Consider the following 15112-nt stretch of genomic DNA (forward strand, 5'->3'; position numbering starts at 1 on the left):
ACGGCGCGGGCCCTTGGGTTCACGGTAGACCGCCGAGCCCACCACGCCCAGAGCCGGAGGCGGCCGAAATGGGCCGCTCACAATGTCATAAAGCACACGTGCGTCCCGGAGCAGCTCGGAGCCGTCCTGGGCCGCCCGCGCGCGGCCGGGCCGCCCGGCCACCGCGGCGATCCCGGCGCGCGCGGGGCGCGCGGGGCGCGCCGGCGCGGGGCCGCGCGCCCCGGGGCGGCTCCGGGGCGGCCGTTATCGTCGTTGCCATGGACCACCCGGCCGACGAGCACGCCCCGCCCGCCGCGGACGCGTCCGGCGCCGACCGGCCCCGTCCGGCCGACGCGCCGGCGCGGGGCATCACCGTGGCCGAGGCCCTGGGCCTGCCCGGCCTGCGCGGCACCGAAATCCTCGCCGGAGCCGCCGGCCTGGGCCGCGTGGTCCGCCGGCTGGCCGTGGCGGCGACGGCCGAGGAGATGGCCGGCGCCGGCGCGGGGGAGCTGCTGCTGGCCGCCGCGCCGCTGCGCGGCGGCGGGCGCGGCGGCGCGGTCCGGCTGCTGCGCGACCTGGACGACCGCGGGCTGGCGGCCGTGGCGGTGGGCCCCGGCGCCGCCGCCGTGCCGCGCGAGGCGCTGCGCACCGCCGACAACATCGCGCTGCCCGTCCTGCGCCTGGGCGCGGAGGTCCCCCTGGGCGAGGTGCCCGCCCGGCTGCTCGGCGACGTCCTCGACCGCCGCGCCGCCTGCCTGGAGCGCGCCGAGCGGGTGCGCCGGGCCCTGGCCGAGGCCGACCGCGCCGGGGGCGGCCCGGCCGCCCTGGCGGCCGCGCTGGCCGGTCCGCTGGGCGGCGGGGTGCTGGTGACCACGCCGGAGGGGCGGGTGCTGGCGCGGGCCGGGGTCTCCGGCGGCGCCGCGGCCGACCCGGCGCTCTTCGACGACGGCGGCGCGCGGTTCCGCACGGCCGACTTCCCGCTGGGGCCGGCGGAGTTCGAGGAGGCGGCGTCCGAGGCCGCCGGGGCGGCCGGGCCGGCGGCGGCGCCCCGCGCGGTGCAGGTGCCGGTCGTATCGGGGGGCGTCGACCACGGCCGCGTCGTGCTGCTGCCGCACGGCCGCGCGGCGGCGCCCGAGGACGTCGGCCTGCTGGAGCGCGCCGCCGCCACCGCCGCCCTGTCCCTGGCCCGCGGCCTGGCCGAGGCCGCCATGGCCGAGAAGTACCGGGGGGACCTGCTGCGCGACCTGCTGGCCGGGCGCGCCGACGACCCCGGCGACCCCGGCGGCACCGCGCGCCGCTGCGCGGCCCTCGGCTGGGACGTGGACCGGCCGCTGGTGGTGGCGGCGGCGGAGTTCCCGCCGGAGGCCGGCGCCGACGGCGGGGCGCGCCCCGACCACGAGCGGGCCGCCGCCTGGGCCGCCGCCGCGCGCGAGCGCGACCCCGGCGCGGCCGTGGCCGGCTACCGCCGGGAGGTCGTGGTGCTGACGCGCGCCGACGGCCCCGGGCGGGGCGGCGGGGCCGGCGGCGCGGCCAAGGGCGCGGGCCGGCGCGGCGCCTCCGCGTCGGCCGCCCGCGACCTGGTCGCGCGGATGGCGGGGGAGCCGGGCGGGCCCGGCGGGGCGCCCGCCTTCACCGCCGGCATCAGCCGGGCGGCGCAGGGGCCCCGGGAGCTGCCGCGCGCCTACGAGCAGGCGCGGCGCGCCGCCCGCGTGGCCCGGAGCACGCGCGGGCCGGGCGCGGTGGCGGAGTTCGACGAACTGGGGGTGGACCGGCTGCTCAGCCTGGTCGGCGACGGCGCCGAACTGCGCGCGTTCGCCGCCGAGACCCTGGGCGAGCTGGCCGAGACCGGTTCGCCCGAGGCCGACGACCTGCGCGCCACCCTGGAGGCGCTGCTGGACAACAACCTCAACGTCGCCGAGACCGCCCGGGCGCTGCACTTCCACTACAACACCCTGCGCTACCGGATCGGCAAGCTGGAGCGCATGCTGGGCCCCTTCAGCACCGACCCGCAGCTGCGCCTGGACCTGCTGGTGGCCCTGCGCGTGCTGCGCATGCGCGACCCGGGGTAGCCCCCCGCCCCCACCGAGCGGCAGCGGTTACCGGCGCGAAACCTCCCGGCGATCATGGTGGTACATCCTTGTGTGCGACCTATGGGGCGAATGCGACCAATGGGGTAGTGCTGTGCACGGCCCGCGCCCCGCGACCGCCACAGCGACAGGCGCGGTCGCACCCGACTCGTCCTGGTGGAGGCCCGGTGGATCTCGGCTTGCGGTGGAAGCTCTACGGCGACGGCGGCGCGCCGCCGCCCGGCGAGGTCGTCCGGCCGCAGGAGCGGCTGTCGTGGGGCCGCACGGCGGGGCTGGGCGCCCAGCACGTCGTCGCGATGTTCGGCGCCACCTTCGTGTTCCCCGTCCTCATGGGCCTGGACCCCAACCTCGCCATCATGATGTCGGGCGTGGCCACGATCCTGTTCCTGCTCGTGGTGCAGGGCCGGATCCCCAGCTACCTGGGCAGCAGCGCCTCGTTCGTGGCCGCCGCCGCGGTCGTCTCGCCCGAGGGCGCCAACCCCGCCGTGCTCACCGGCGCCGTGTGCGTGGCCGGCGCCGTCCTGGCGCTGTCGGGCCTGGTCATCCACCTGCTGGGCCCCCGGGCCGTGCTCGCCGCGTTCCCGCCCGCGGTCACCGGCGCGGTGGTCATGCTCATCGGGTTCAACCTGGCGCCCGTGGTGGCCGACAGCTACTGGCCGTTCGACCAGTGGATCGGCCTGCTCACCATGGCCTTCGTCATCCTCGCCACGGTGCTGCTGCGCGGGTTCCTGGGCCGCGTGACCATCCTGCTGGGCCTGGTGTTCGGGTTCGCGCTCTCCTGGGCGGCCGACCTGCTGCTGGGCCCGGCCGCGCTGCCCGAGGGCGGCAGCGCGCCGCGCGTGGACCTCGCCGACGTCGCCGCCGCCCCGTGGGTGGGCCTGCCCGAGTTCCACGCCCCCCAGTTCGAGACCTCGGCCGTGCTGGTGGTGCTGCCCGCCGTCATCGCGCTGATCGCCGAGAACGCCGGGCACGTCAAGGCCGTCCAGGAGATGACCGGCGACGACCTCGACCGCTACATGGGCCGCGCCATCATCGCCGACGGCGTGGCGACCTCGCTGTCCAGCGCGGTCGGCGGCCCGCCCACCACCACCTACGCCGAGAACATCGGCGTCATGGCCGCCACCCGGGTCTACTCCACCGCCGCCTACTACGTGGCGGCCGTGGTGGCCGTCCTGTTCGGGCTGTGCCCCAAGTTCGGCGCCCTGGTCGCCGCCACCCCGGCGGGCGTGCTGGGCGGGATCACGGTGGTGCTCTACGGCATGATCGGCCTGCTCGGCGCCAAGATCTGGGTCGAGAACCGCGTGGACTTCGGCAACCCGATCGTGCTGGTGCCCGTGGCCGCCGGCCTCATCGCCGGCATCGGCGGGGTCCGGCTGGAGATCACCGGCACCTTCGCGATCGAGGGCATCGCGCTGGGCACGCTCATCACCCTGGTCGGCTACCACGCGCTGGTGCGCCTGGCGCCCGCCGCGATGCGCCCGGCCGCCGCGCCCGCCGGCCCCCTCGGCCACGGGCACACCGACGCCGACTCCGGCGCCGGGCTGCTGCTGGGCAGCGGGGTCGACGCCATGGCGGCTGAGGAGCCGGCCGGCGCCGAGGAGCCCGACGGCGGCCCCGGCGCCCCGGCCGGGCCGGCACAGCGCCGCGCGGGTGGTTCCGGCGGGGCCGAGGGGCGGCCCGGCGGCGGCGCGGGCGCGGGGTGAGGCGCCAATCACGGCGGGGGTGAATCCGTATCGTCACCGCGTGGCGCTGGAGTGTGCGGGGCGGTGCTAGTTTCAGTGCGTGGTGCCCGATGCGCCGCCACCAACGGGACCCGCGCCTTTCTTCCCCTTCTGTCCGCCAGGGCGTCCTTTGCGGTACGCCCGGCGGCTTCCAGCGTCGTGAGGGAGCCAGAGATCCACGTGAGCGAAACCCCGAAACTCTCAACGAAGATCATCGTCGCCGGCGGGTTCGGCGTGGGCAAGACGACCTTCGTCGGAGCGGTCTCGGAGATTGCCCCCGTTCGCACCGAGGCGGCCGTGACCGCCGCCAGCGCCGGAATCGACGACCTCTCCCACACGCCCGACAAGACCAGCACGACGGTCGCCATGGACTTCGGCCGGATCTCCCTGGAGACCGACCTGACCCTGTACCTGTTCGGCACCCCCGGCCAGCAGCGGTTCTGGTTCATGTGGGACGACATCGTGCGCGGCGCCCTGGGCGCGGTCATCCTCGCCGACACCCGCCGCCTGGAGGAGTCCTTCCAGGCGCTGGACTACTTCGAGAAGCAGTACCGCATCCCGTTCCTCATCGCGCTCAACTCCTTCGAGGGCGAGCCCGAGTACACCTACGAGGAACTGCGCGACGCCATGGACCTGCGGCCCGAGGTGCCGATCGTGCGCTGCGACGCCCGCGACCGCCAGTCGGTCATCGGGGTGCTGGCCGCGCTGGTCCGCCACGCCATGGCGGTGGAGGCCGGCAACGCCGCCTCGCGCGGCGGGCAGCTCATCGCGCGCGGCTGAGCGGACGGCGCCCGATTGGGCGCCGCGCGGGAACCCACCGGGCGCCGAACGGAGTTACCCTTGCGTGGTGTTCGGACGAATGGCAGAAAGCGTCCGCCGGCTCCTGGGCAGGCCCGGCGCGGTGGACCTGCGGCCCTACAGCAAGCTTCTGGAAGCCATCGAGGCGCGCGAGCCGGAGCTGCGCGAGCTCAGTGACTCCGAGCTGACCGACAAGGCCGCCGAGCTCGGCAACGCCGAGCTGCCCTATGACCGCCAGGACCTGGTCGAGCTGTGCGCCGTGGGCCGCGAGGCCGCGCGCCGCGCGCTCGACGAGCGCCCCTACGACGTCCAGCTGCTCGGCGTCATGGCGCTGCTCGACGGCCACATCGCCGAGATGGCCACCGGCGAGGGCAAGACCCTGGCCGGTGCGCTGGCGGCGGCCGGGTTCGCGCTGCGCGGCCAGCGCGTGCACGTCCTCAGCGTCAACGACTACCTCGCGCGCCGCGACGCCGAGTGGATGGCGCCGCTGTACGAGCGCCTGGGCGTGGCCGTGGGCTGGATCAGCGAGGAGTCCACGCCCGAGGAGCGCCGCGCGGCCTACGCCGCCGACGTCACCTACGCCTCGGTCAGCGAACTTGGCTTCGACGTCCTGCGCGACCGCATGGTCACCGACGTCGCCGACCGCGTGGTGCCCGAGCCCAACATCGCGCTCATCGACGAGGCCGACTCCGTCCTGGTCGACGAGGCCCGCGTGCCGCTGGTGCTGGCGGGCGCGGCCGAGTCCACCGAGGCCGACCTGGAGATGGCCGACCTCGTGCGCCGCCTCACCCCGCGCGTGCACTACGAGGTCGACGTCGACGGCCGCAACGTCCAGCTCACCGACGCCGGCATCGACGCCGTCGAGAAGGAGCTGGGCGGCATCGACCTCTACGACGAGCACGACACCTCGGTGCTGCCGCGGGTCAACCTCGCCCTGCACGCCCACGTGCTGCTCCAGCGCGACGTCCACTACGTCGTGCGCGACGGCGAGGTCCGGCTCATCAACGAGTCGCGCGGGCGCATCGCCCTCCTGCAGCGCTGGCCCGACGGCCTCCAGGCCGCGGTGGAGGCCAAGGAGAAGGTCGCCGTCTCCGAGACCGGCGAGGTCCTCGACTCCATCACCGTGCAGTCGCTGGTGCTGCGCTACCCCACGCGCTGCGGCATGACCGGTACCGCCATGGCCGTGGCCGAGCAGCTGCGCGAGTTCTACGAGCTGGAAGTCGCGGTCATCCCGCCCAACAAGCCCAACGTCCGCGAGGACGACGGCACCCGCCTTTACGCCACCCGCGAGGAGAAGGAGGACGCCCTGGTCGAGGAGGTCGCCGAGGTCCACCGGACCGGCCGGCCCATCCTCATCGGCACCCAGGACGTCGCCGAGTCCGAGCTGCTGGCCAAGCGCCTGGCCGACGACGGCCTGGAGTGCGTCGTCCTCAACGCAAAGAACGACGCCGAGGAGGCCGGCATCATCGCCGAGGCCGGCACCTACGGCGCCATCACGGTCTCCACCCAGATGGCCGGCCGGGGCACCGACATCCGCCTGGGCGGCAGCGACATGGCCGACCGCGACCGCGTGGTCGACAAGGGCGGCCTCTACGTCATGGGCTTCGGCCGCTACCCCAGCAGCCGGCTCGACGACCAGCTGCGCGGCCGCGCCGGCCGCCAGGGCGACCCCGGCGCCTCGGTCTTCTTCGTCTCCGTCGAGGACGACCTGGTCGCCAACAACGCCCCCGAGACCCGCGGCTACGAGGCCGAGGGAGACGGCGCCATCACCGACCCCAGCTGGCTGCAGATGGTCGACCACGCCCAGCGGGTCTCCGAGGGCAACCTGCTGGAGGTCCACCGCAACACCTGGCGCTACAACCAGCTGATCGACGTGCAGCGCGGCGTGGTGCTGGAGCACCGCGAGGCCGTGCTCACCGACGACCTCGGCGACCGCCAGCTCAAGCACGACTGCCCCGAGCGCCACGCCGAGCTGGTCGAGCAGGTCGGCGAGGAGGAGGTCGCCCGCGCGGCCCGGCTGATCACGCTGTACCACCTCGACCGCGGCTGGACCGACCACAACGCGTTCCTGGCCGAGCTGCGCGAGGGCATCCACCTGCGCTTCCTGGGCCGCCGCGACCCCCTGGACGAGTTCAACCGCGACGCCGTGCCGGCCTTCAAGGGCTTCCTGGACGAGGCCCGCGCCCGCGCCGCCGAGACCTTCCTGGCGGCCGAGGTCGGCGAGGACGGCACGATCGACGTCTCCGCCGTCGGCGTCAAGCGCCCCTCGATGACCTGGACCTACATGGTCCACGACCACCCGTTCTCCTCGGCGCTGGAGACCGTGGTCGGCCGCATCAAGGGCGCGGTCGGCTCGGGGGAGTCCACGGCCTAGCGCGCCCGCGCGCCGCACCGGCACCGGTGCGGCGCGCGGACGCCCCGGCGCCCGGCCCGGCCCCGCGCGGGCCGCATTCCGGGCTCCACCGCAGGACATCCCGCCGTTTCACTGACTCTCATGCAATTGCACGAGAGAAGGGGTAGTGTGCCAGGCAATCGGGCGGACACCCGTGCCACGGGTTCCGCCGCGTTGTGCGCATAGCGCAGGCACCGGAACTCCGCTGAACGATGGGAGACGGTCAAACGTGGACGTGGTTCATGAGATCGGCGCCGAAGAGACGATCACCTACGGCCGGAACGATCGCTTTTACGGAGGGCCCGTGGGCGGCGGCCGGTTCTGGCTCGAAGAGGACGGCCGTCCCGCCGCCAAACTCGGCGGGCCCGAGGAGTGGCGCAGCCACGGCATGATCGACGTGCACACCGGGGACACGTTCACGGTGGGCGGCCAGACCTGGAAGATCACCGAGATCGTGGACGCGGACTCGGTGGACGCCTACCTCAAGGCGGTCCGGGTGAGCTGAGCGGGCGGGTACGCGAAAGGCCCGCCCGCCGGGCCGCGCCCTCCGCACTCCGATCACCGCACCCCCTGAACACCCGCACCCCGATGTCCGGTCACCGTCCCCCGCCTCCGGGGCGCGCCCAGCGGCGCCGCCCCGGAGGCGGGGGCCGCGGTGCCCGTGCCCCGGCGCGCCGCCGCCCCGCGGAAAACGGCTTGCCCCCCGCGGGCAGGCCCGGGTGCAATGGCCCGATGAGCGCCGAGACCGCCGGCCACGTCGGCCCCGACCGCGACGACGCCTCCCATGTCGCCCGCAACCGCGACCACTGGAACACCGCTCTGGCGCCGGTGTTCGGCCGGCTCGCCCCCGGCCAGTGGTCCCGGCCCGAACCCGCCTGGGGCCACTGGTCCGTCCCGGAGTCCGAACTCCGCCTGCTGCCCGGCGACCTCGGCGGCCGCAGCGCCGTCGAACTGGGCTGCGGTACCGCCTACGTGTCCTCGTGGCTGGCGCGCGCGGGCGCCCGGCCGGTGGGGGTGGACGTCTCGGCCGCCCAGTTCGCCACCGCCCGCGCGATGCAGGCACGCTTCGGTGTGGGGTTCCCCCTCGTGCTGGCCGACGCCGAACGGCTGCCCTTCCCCGACGCGGTGTTCGACTTCGCCGTCAGCGAGCTGGGCGCGGCGCTGTGGTGCGACCCCTACCGGTGGATCGCCGAGGCCGCGCGCGTGCTGGCGCCCGGCGGCCGACTGTCCTTCCTCACCATGTCGCCGCTGTTTTCCATGTGCGTCCCCGACGACGGCCCGGCCGGGCCCGCGCTGACGCGTCCCCAGTTCGGCCCGCACCGGCGCGACTGGGGCGACTCCGTGGAGTTCGCGCTGCCCCACGGCGCGATGCTGCGGCTGCTGCGCTCCTGCGGCCTGGAGGTGGAGGACATGGTCGAGGTCCGGGCGCCGGAGCGGCCCGCGCGCGATTACGACTACCTGCCCGCCGCCTGGGCCCGCCGCTGGCCCGGCGAGGAGGTCTGGAAGGTGCGCAAGCGCGGACGCGGCGCGTGAGCCGGCCCGCCGCCCGGGGGCGGCCCCCGGCGTAGGCGGGGACTAGTACGGTCGGGGCATGAGACTCCGCCATATCGCGCTGTTCAAGTGGGCAGAGGGCGTCACGCCCGACCAGGTCGCCGAGGTCGAGCGGGTGCTCGCGCCGCTGCCCGCCGCCATCCCCCAGTTGCGCGCCTACGCCTTCGGGCCCGACGCCCGGATCAGCGAGGGCGCCTACGACTTCGCCGTGGTGGCCGACGTCGACGACGAGGACGGCTTCGCCGCCTACCGGGACCACCCCGAGCACCAGGCCGCGCTCGCGGTGATCCGGCCGCTGCTGGCCGACCGCGCGGCCGTGCAGATCCGCGTGGACGCCGGCGCCTGAGCCCGCCCGGCCGGCCCGGCCGACCCGGCCGGCCGGACCATCGGTGGGTCCTGTTCCCGCCGCGCGGCGGGGAGCGGGCGCGGCGGCGGCCCGGCGGGCCGGTCCCGGTGCCGGTGGGCGCGTTCCCCGCAGTGTGGTCGGCGTCGTGGGGGTTGCGCTAGAACCCGTTCTACAACTACGTTCGAGGCGCGGCCCCGTGCGGCCGGACGCCGCCGCGCAGTGCCGCGCCACCTGCCGGAGGCGGATCGCGCCCCGCCACCGGCGGGTGGCGCCCCGGCGCCCCGCGCGGCAGCCGGCTAGGCCACCGGGATCCCCATCGCCGCGAGTTCGGCTCCGCCGCGCGTGGTGACGAACCAGTCGCGGAACCGGTCGTGCGGCGCCGGCGCGCCGGCCGGGGCCAGGGCGCGCTCGCCGACCAGGTGGAACCGGTAGCCGTGCGGCGCGAGCAGGCCGCTCAGCCGGTCGGCGTCGGCCCCCGGCAGCACCTCGCACAGGATGTCGGGCCGGTGTGCGGCCAGGAACTCCTGCCCGTGCTCGAACACCGCCGCCTCGGTGCCCTCCACGTCGACCTTGAGCACGGCGGGCGCGCCCGGCGGCACGGCGGCGGTGAGGGAGTCCAGCGCCACCACCTCCACGGGCACACCGTCGGCGAACACCATCTCGGCGGAGTAGTAGCAGGGCAGCGCGGAGTCGCCCGACCGCGCGGGCATGGTGACGGTGGTCGCGGGGTCGCCCACCCCGACGTGGTGCAGCGTGGTGCGGTGCAGCACCCGGTTGCGCACGCAGTTGTCGAACAGGGTGTGCACCACCTCGGGCACGATCTCGAAGGCGTGCGCGCGCAGCCGCGGGTTGACCGCGGTGCCCGCCAGGGTGAACAGGCCGGTGTAGGCGCCGATGTCCAGCAGCACCGCGCTGCGCCGGGCGGCGGCGGCGAACACCCGCAGCGCCAGGTCGTCGGCGGCGCCCGGGCGCCGGCCCGCGCCCCAGTACAGTTCGGCCGCCACCACGCACGCCGAGGGGCGCAGCATGGTGAACGCGGCGGGTTCGGCGCCGGGCACCAGGCCGGTGACCTCGGCGACCCGGGCGGGCACCGGCAGCCGGCCGGTGCGGCGCAGGCCCGGCGCCGCCACCGCCACCGCGGCCCGCATGGCGAGGTTGGCCGGGCCCCAGCCCAGCAGCCGCTTGACGGGCCTCTTGGCGCCGTACCAGCCGCGCCGGCGCGCCCGGGGCGTGGCACGGAAGTCCACCGCCGCGCCGGCGCCCGCGCGCGCCCCGGTGCGGGGCGGGCCGGCGGGGGAGCGGTGCCGCCCGCCCGTGGTCGACTCCACCGCCATGGCCGCCCTCCGTGTCCACGCGCTCACCCAACGCGGCCAGCCTAGCCGGGCGGCGCGGCGCGGGCCGGGCCTCCACGCCGAAAGCCCGCGGACCGGATGGGGTCCGCGGGCCTTCGGCGGGCCGCGCCGCTGCGGGGAGCGGGGGGTACGGGATCGCGCGGCGGGCCGGGATCGGCGGGGGCTGGTCAGCCGCAGCTGCCCCCGCAGCTGCAGGAGCCGCCGCTCTGGCAGCCGCAGCCGCAGCCGGAACCGCAGTTGCAGCCGGGGACAAGCAGGACGGGTGCGGATTCGGGCATGGGGCCTCCTCGGACCGGGCGCGCCCGCAGGTCGGGGAGCACGCGGGCGCGCGGGTGTGCCATGTGCTCGCTCCAAGGCTCACCTGCCCGCTGGCCGTGATCGCCAACCGAACGGTGAGGAAGGTGTCACCCCCCCGGCGCCACCCCCCGCACCCTCAGCCGAAGAAGCCGCCCGCCGGCGCGGGGCGGCGCAGCGTCCGGTACAGGGCCACCTGGCCGACCGCCATGACGGGCACCGCCGGGCCCACGGCCAGCCAGAACAGCGCGGACGTGGACGCGGGGACGGCGGCCACCGGCAGCGCCACCGAGGCCGCCACCAGCAGCGGCACCAGCGCCATCGCCGCCGCCGAGGTGTGCCGGGCCAGCCCCGGGCCCGACAGGCCCGAGGTCGCCGCCAGCACCGCCACCAGGGGCACGGCGAGGGCGGCGGCGAGCAGCGGCCGGTCCAGCGCGGCGCCGCCGGGCAGCAGCGCGGCGCCCGCGGTGAGCAGCGCCCCGACCAGCGCCGCGCGCGCCAGCGGCCGGGTGGCCCGCGCGGCGGCGTCGGCGCTCTCGGCCGCGTCGGAGCGCGGCGCGGGCGCGGCGGCGGCCGCCCCCGCGCCCACGGCGGCGGGCACCGGCGCCGGGGCCTCATGGGGGACCAGCCGCTCGGCGCCGAAGGCGGCACCGCGCAGCGCGAACAGCGCCGCCACGGTGGCCGCGCAGGCGAGCGCGAAGGGGCTCAGCAGGGCGCCGTCGGCGAGCAGCCCGGCGACCGCCAGGCCCAACGCCACCGCCAGCGTCCAGCTCCCGGCGGTGATCCCCACGTCGCACGCGCCCCGGCCCGCGGCCGAGGCCCACCGGCCGCGGAACCACAGCCCGGCGTCGCGGAGCAGCCAGCCGGCCAGCAGGGCGGTGAAGACCGGCCACATGCCGGTGACGGCCTCGGTCTTGAGGGCGGGGAACAGGCCGGCCACCACGCCGATGGTGCCGACCAGCCAGACCTCGGTGCCCAGGAAGTAGGGCGCCGCGGCGCGCACGACGCGCCGGCGCTCGGCCTCGGTGCGGGCGACGAAGGGCATCAGCATGCCCAGGCCGACGTCGCAGCCGGCGAGCACGAAGTAGCCCACGACCGCGCCGGCGAGAAGGGTGACGGCGACGATGTCCACTGCTTGCTCCTGGAATGGGTCGGAAGGGGGAGGGGGAGGGCGGTGGCCCGGGAGCGCGCCCTAGAAGGCGGGCGCGTGCGCCGGCGCGGCGGGCGGCTCGGGCGCGGCGGGGGTGAGCGGGCCCCGGTCGGGGCCGCGCACCGCGTAGCGCACCAGCAGCGCGTAGGTGACGGTCGCCAGGACCGCGAAGGCCAGCGTGAACAGGGAGAACGAGACCACGGCCATGCCCGGGGTCATGTCGGTCATGGCGTCGGCCGTGGTCAGCAGGTCCTCCACCACCCACGGCTGGCGGCCGGTCTCGCGCAGCGCCCAGCCGGCGACGCTGGCGATGTAGGGCAGGAACGGCAGGAAGGTCAGCGGCCACAGCAGCCAGCGCCAGCGGTCCAGGCCGCGCAGCAGCCAGGCCAGCAGCAGCACCGGCGTCAGGAAGAACATCAGCGACCAGAAGCCCATCATGAAGGCGTCGCCAAGCCCGCCGACCAGCTCCAGTTGGCTGTTGGCCGCATACCGCGCTTCGATGGCCTCGATCTCCTGCGCGGAGTAGGTCGAGCCCGAGGTCGGCGGCACCATGTCGTAGAGGGCGAACTGCATCCCGCCCACCGCGGCCGTGGGCATCAGCGCCGCCGCGAAGACCACCAGGCCGCGGCGGATGCCCCGGCTGAAGACGCCGTAGGGGTCGCTGCGCCGCGCCAGGTGGTAGGCGCTCACCGCCATCACCACCGCGCCGCCCAGCAGCAGCGCGCTCAGCGCGATGTGGCCCAGTGCCAGCAGGGTGGCGGGGTTGGTGAGCATCGCGACGGGGTCGGTCAGCACGGCCGTGCCGTCCTCGACGCGGAAGCCGACCGGGTACTTCAAGAAGCCGTTGGAGACCAGCACCCAGTAGGCCGACAGGTAGGCGGTGGCGGTGACCACGCCGAAGCACGCCAGGTGCGCCCAGCGGCCCATGCGGTCCCAGCCGAAGATCCACAGGCCCAGGAAGGTCGACTCCACGAAGAAGGCGCCCATGGTCTCCACGGCCAGCGGCGCGCCGAAGACGTGGCCGAACATGTCGCTCAGCCCGCTCCAGTTCAACGCGAGCTGCAGCTCCATCACCAGGCCGGAGAGCACGCCCATGGCGTAGTTGACGACGTAGAGCCCGCCCCAGAACCGGACGCCGCGCATCCGGTCGGCGTCCCGGCGCAGGGTGGCGCTGAGCTGGCCGAACAGGATGAACGGCGCCAGGCCCAGGGTGAAGGCCACGAAGATGTAGTGGGTGCTCGCCGTCAGCGCGAACTGCAGGCGGGCGAGGATCAGGGGATCGTCGAACATGTCGGATGACGCCTCGCGGGTCGGTGGACCAGGACGACCCGAGCATGGCGCCCGGGCTCGGTCCGGTTCATCGGCCCGCGGGAGGTTTCGGCGCTACGCCCGCCGGTGTCAGGGGCGGTGCCCGCCTACACCGCCCGGTGTAGGGGGCGCCCCCGAGGGGTATGGGGGTCCACCCTGAGCCGGGGCCCGAGCTCCGCCTCAGTCGGCCCAGCCGGGCACCACCAGCGAGGTCTCGTAGGCCAGCACGACCAGCTGGGCGCGGTCGCGCATGCCCAGCTTCACCATGATCCGGCTGACGTGGGTCTTGGCCGTGGCCGGGCTCACCACCAGCCGCCGGGAGATCTCCTCGTTGGACAGCCCCTCGGCCACCAGCGCCAGCACCTCCCGCTCCCGGTCGGTCAGCCCGTTGAGCCGGGTGGAGGGCGCCGGCCGGCGCGGGCGGCGGGCGTAGTCGGCGATCAGCCGCCGGGTGACCCCGGGCGACAGCAGGGCGTCGCCGCGCGCCACCACCCGCACGCCCTGGAGGAGGTCCTCGGGCTCGGTGTCCTTGACCAGGAACCCGCTGGCGCCCGCGCGCAGCGCCTCGAAGATGTACTCGTCCAGGTCGAACGTCGTGAGGATGACGATCCGCACCGCCTCCAGCGCGGGGTCGGCCAGGATCTGGGCCGTGGCGGCCAGGCCGTCCAGGCCCGGCATGCGGATGTCCATGAGCACCACGTCGGGGCGCTCGGCCCGGGCCTGGCGCACCGCCTCGGCGCCGTCGGCCGCCTCGGCCACCACGGTGATGTCGGGCGCGCTGTCCAGCAGCGCCCGGAACCCGGCGCGCACCAGCGCCTGGTCGTCGGCGAGAAGAACCCGGATCACGCCTGCCGCTCCTCCTGTGCGGGCGCCGCCGCGGCCGGCTGCCGGGGTCTCGCACCGCTGTCGTCTCCACTGGCCGGACCACCGCCGGCGGGGCCGCCGGGCTCGGCCCGGTCGGGCAGCCGGGCCCGCACGGCGAACCCGCCGCCCGGGCGCGCCCCGGCCGCCAGCTCGCCGCCCAGGGCGGCGGCCCGCTCCCGCATGCCGGTGATCCCGTTGCCCACCGTGAACTCCCCCGAGGCCGCGCCGTCGTCGGTCACCGACAGGCGCACGCCGTCGTCGGCCACGTCCACCTCGACCACCACGGTCGTGGCGCGGGCGTGCCGCACGGCGTTGGTCAGCGCCTCCTGGACGATACGGTAGGCCGCCGTCTGGGTGTTGGCCGACAGGGGGCGGTCGGCGCCGGTGCGCACCACCCGCACGTCCAGGCCGGCGCCCCGGGTGCCCTCGGCGAGTTCGGCGAGGCGGTCCAGGCCCGGCGCCGGGGAGCGCGGCGCCCGCTCATCGGCCGAGCGCAGCACATTCAGGGTGGCCCGCAGTTCGCGCAGGGTCTCCTTGCTGGTGCGCTTGATCGTGGCCAGCGCCTCGGCGGCGCGCTCGGGCTCGGTCTCGATGAGGTAGAGCGCGGTGCCCGCCTGCACGTTGATCAGCGAGATGTTGTGCGCCACGGTGTCGTGGACGTCGCGCGCCAGTTGCACGCGCTCCTCGGAGATCCGCCGCCGGACGGACTCCTCGCGGGTGCGCGCGGCCTCGTCGGCGCGCTCGCGGGCCAGCGCCCGGTACTCGGTGTGCTTGCGCTTCAGCTCCCCGCTGCCCACCAGCACCAGGCACCAGGCCAGCATGCCCAGGGCCGGGCCCAAGCGCGGCGCGCCGTAGGCCAGCGCCTCCCACAGGTGGATGACCAGGAACTGCGCCGCGGCCAGGGTCCAGGCCTGCCACCGGCGGCCGTCGGCCGCCGCCCCGAACAGCGCGATCGCCCCGGCCAGCCCGACGCAGCCGTCGGGGAACCCCAGCGGGTAGTACAGCACCGACAGCGGCGCGCTGATGGCGGCCACCGCCGCCGGGTAGCGGCTGCGCCACAGCAGCGGCGCCACCGCGGCCGCCATCCACACCAGCCCCCAGGGCGCCAGCGGGCGCGAGGGCGCGCCGTCCTGCAGCAACTGCTCGGCGAACAGCGTGGTGGCCAGGGAGACGACGGCCGTCACCAGGGTGACGGCGGTGTCGCGGCGGGTGGGAAGCGGGACAGACCTCACGCCTCAGACGGTACGCGGCCGCTGCCCGCGCGGCCCTC

General features: G+C 76.1%; 12 protein-coding genes. 7 read left to right on the plus strand and 5 right to left on the minus strand.

Translation table 11 applies throughout. The features are described from left to right. The first annotated feature begins 257 nt into the window (after positions 1 to 257). The 7 genes from HNR12_RS21980 (at position 258) to HNR12_RS22010 (ending at position 8874) form a co-directional block, all read left to right on the plus strand. The gene (locus tag HNR12_RS21980) at positions 258 to 2048 is read left to right on the plus strand and encodes a helix-turn-helix domain-containing protein (protein WP_179769349.1); all 1791 of its coding nucleotides are present in this window, start codon (positions 258 to 260) and stop codon (positions 2046 to 2048) included. A gap of 185 nt (positions 2049 to 2233) precedes the next feature. Continuing rightward, entirely contained in the window at positions 2234 to 3769 is a 1536-nt protein-coding gene (locus HNR12_RS21985; RefSeq protein WP_179769350.1) for a uracil-xanthine permease family protein, read from the plus strand. 198 nt (positions 3770 to 3967) lie between these two features. Continuing rightward, positions 3968 to 4567, plus strand: a complete 600-nt coding sequence (locus HNR12_RS21990) for a GTP-binding protein (protein WP_179769351.1) — start codon at positions 3968 to 3970, stop codon at positions 4565 to 4567. 79 nt (positions 4568 to 4646) lie between these two features. Continuing rightward, positions 4647 to 6959, plus strand: coding sequence for an accessory Sec system translocase SecA2 (secA2, locus tag HNR12_RS21995; RefSeq protein ID WP_179769352.1), 2313 nt, complete (start codon positions 4647 to 4649; stop codon positions 6957 to 6959). 253 nt (positions 6960 to 7212) lie between these two features. Next, positions 7213 to 7482 (plus strand): DUF6406 domain-containing protein, encoded by a 270-nt coding sequence (locus HNR12_RS22000; protein WP_179770814.1) that lies wholly within the window; start codon positions 7213 to 7215, stop codon positions 7480 to 7482. A 227-nt stretch (positions 7483 to 7709) separates the two neighbouring features. Then, the gene (locus tag HNR12_RS22005) at positions 7710 to 8510 is read left to right on the plus strand and encodes a class I SAM-dependent methyltransferase (protein WP_179769353.1); all 801 of its coding nucleotides are present in this window, start codon (positions 7710 to 7712) and stop codon (positions 8508 to 8510) included. A gap of 58 nt (positions 8511 to 8568) precedes the next feature. Then, a complete protein-coding gene (locus tag HNR12_RS22010; protein ID WP_179769354.1) occupies positions 8569 to 8874 on the plus strand; it encodes a Dabb family protein in 306 nt (101 codons plus the stop codon). Between the two features lie 296 nt (positions 8875 to 9170). Here HNR12_RS22010 and HNR12_RS22015 read toward each other — a convergent pair whose 3' ends face one another. The 5 genes from HNR12_RS22015 to HNR12_RS22035 all read right to left on the minus strand — a co-directional run bounded on the left by HNR12_RS22015 (position 9171) and on the right by HNR12_RS22035 (position 15074). Next, positions 9171 to 10208 (minus strand): FkbM family methyltransferase, encoded by a 1038-nt coding sequence (locus HNR12_RS22015; protein WP_179769355.1) that lies wholly within the window; start codon positions 10206 to 10208, stop codon positions 9171 to 9173. Positions 10209 to 10659: 451 nt separating this feature from the next. Further along, a complete protein-coding gene (locus HNR12_RS22020) occupies positions 10660 to 11652 on the minus strand; it encodes a cytochrome d ubiquinol oxidase subunit II (protein WP_179769356.1) in 993 nt (330 codons plus the stop codon). A gap of 60 nt (positions 11653 to 11712) precedes the next feature. Further along, a complete protein-coding gene (locus HNR12_RS22025) occupies positions 11713 to 12960 on the minus strand; it encodes a cytochrome ubiquinol oxidase subunit I (protein ID WP_179769357.1) in 1248 nt (415 codons plus the stop codon). 198 nt (positions 12961 to 13158) lie between these two features. Beyond that, positions 13159 to 13824 (minus strand): response regulator, encoded by a 666-nt coding sequence (locus HNR12_RS22030; RefSeq protein ID WP_179769358.1) that lies wholly within the window; start codon positions 13822 to 13824, stop codon positions 13159 to 13161. Continuing rightward, positions 13821 to 15074 carry a sensor histidine kinase gene (locus HNR12_RS22035; protein WP_308118773.1) on the minus strand — a complete coding sequence of 418 codons (1254 nt, stop codon included), beginning with the start codon at positions 15072 to 15074 and terminating at the stop codon, positions 13821 to 13823. The genes HNR12_RS22030 and HNR12_RS22035 overlap by 4 nt, the downstream gene beginning before the upstream one ends. Positions 15075 to 15112 lie beyond the last annotated feature (38 nt).

The organism is Streptomonospora nanhaiensis (assembly GCF_013410565.1).
Classification (GTDB): Bacteria; Actinomycetota; Actinomycetes; order Streptosporangiales; family Streptosporangiaceae; genus Streptomonospora; species Streptomonospora nanhaiensis.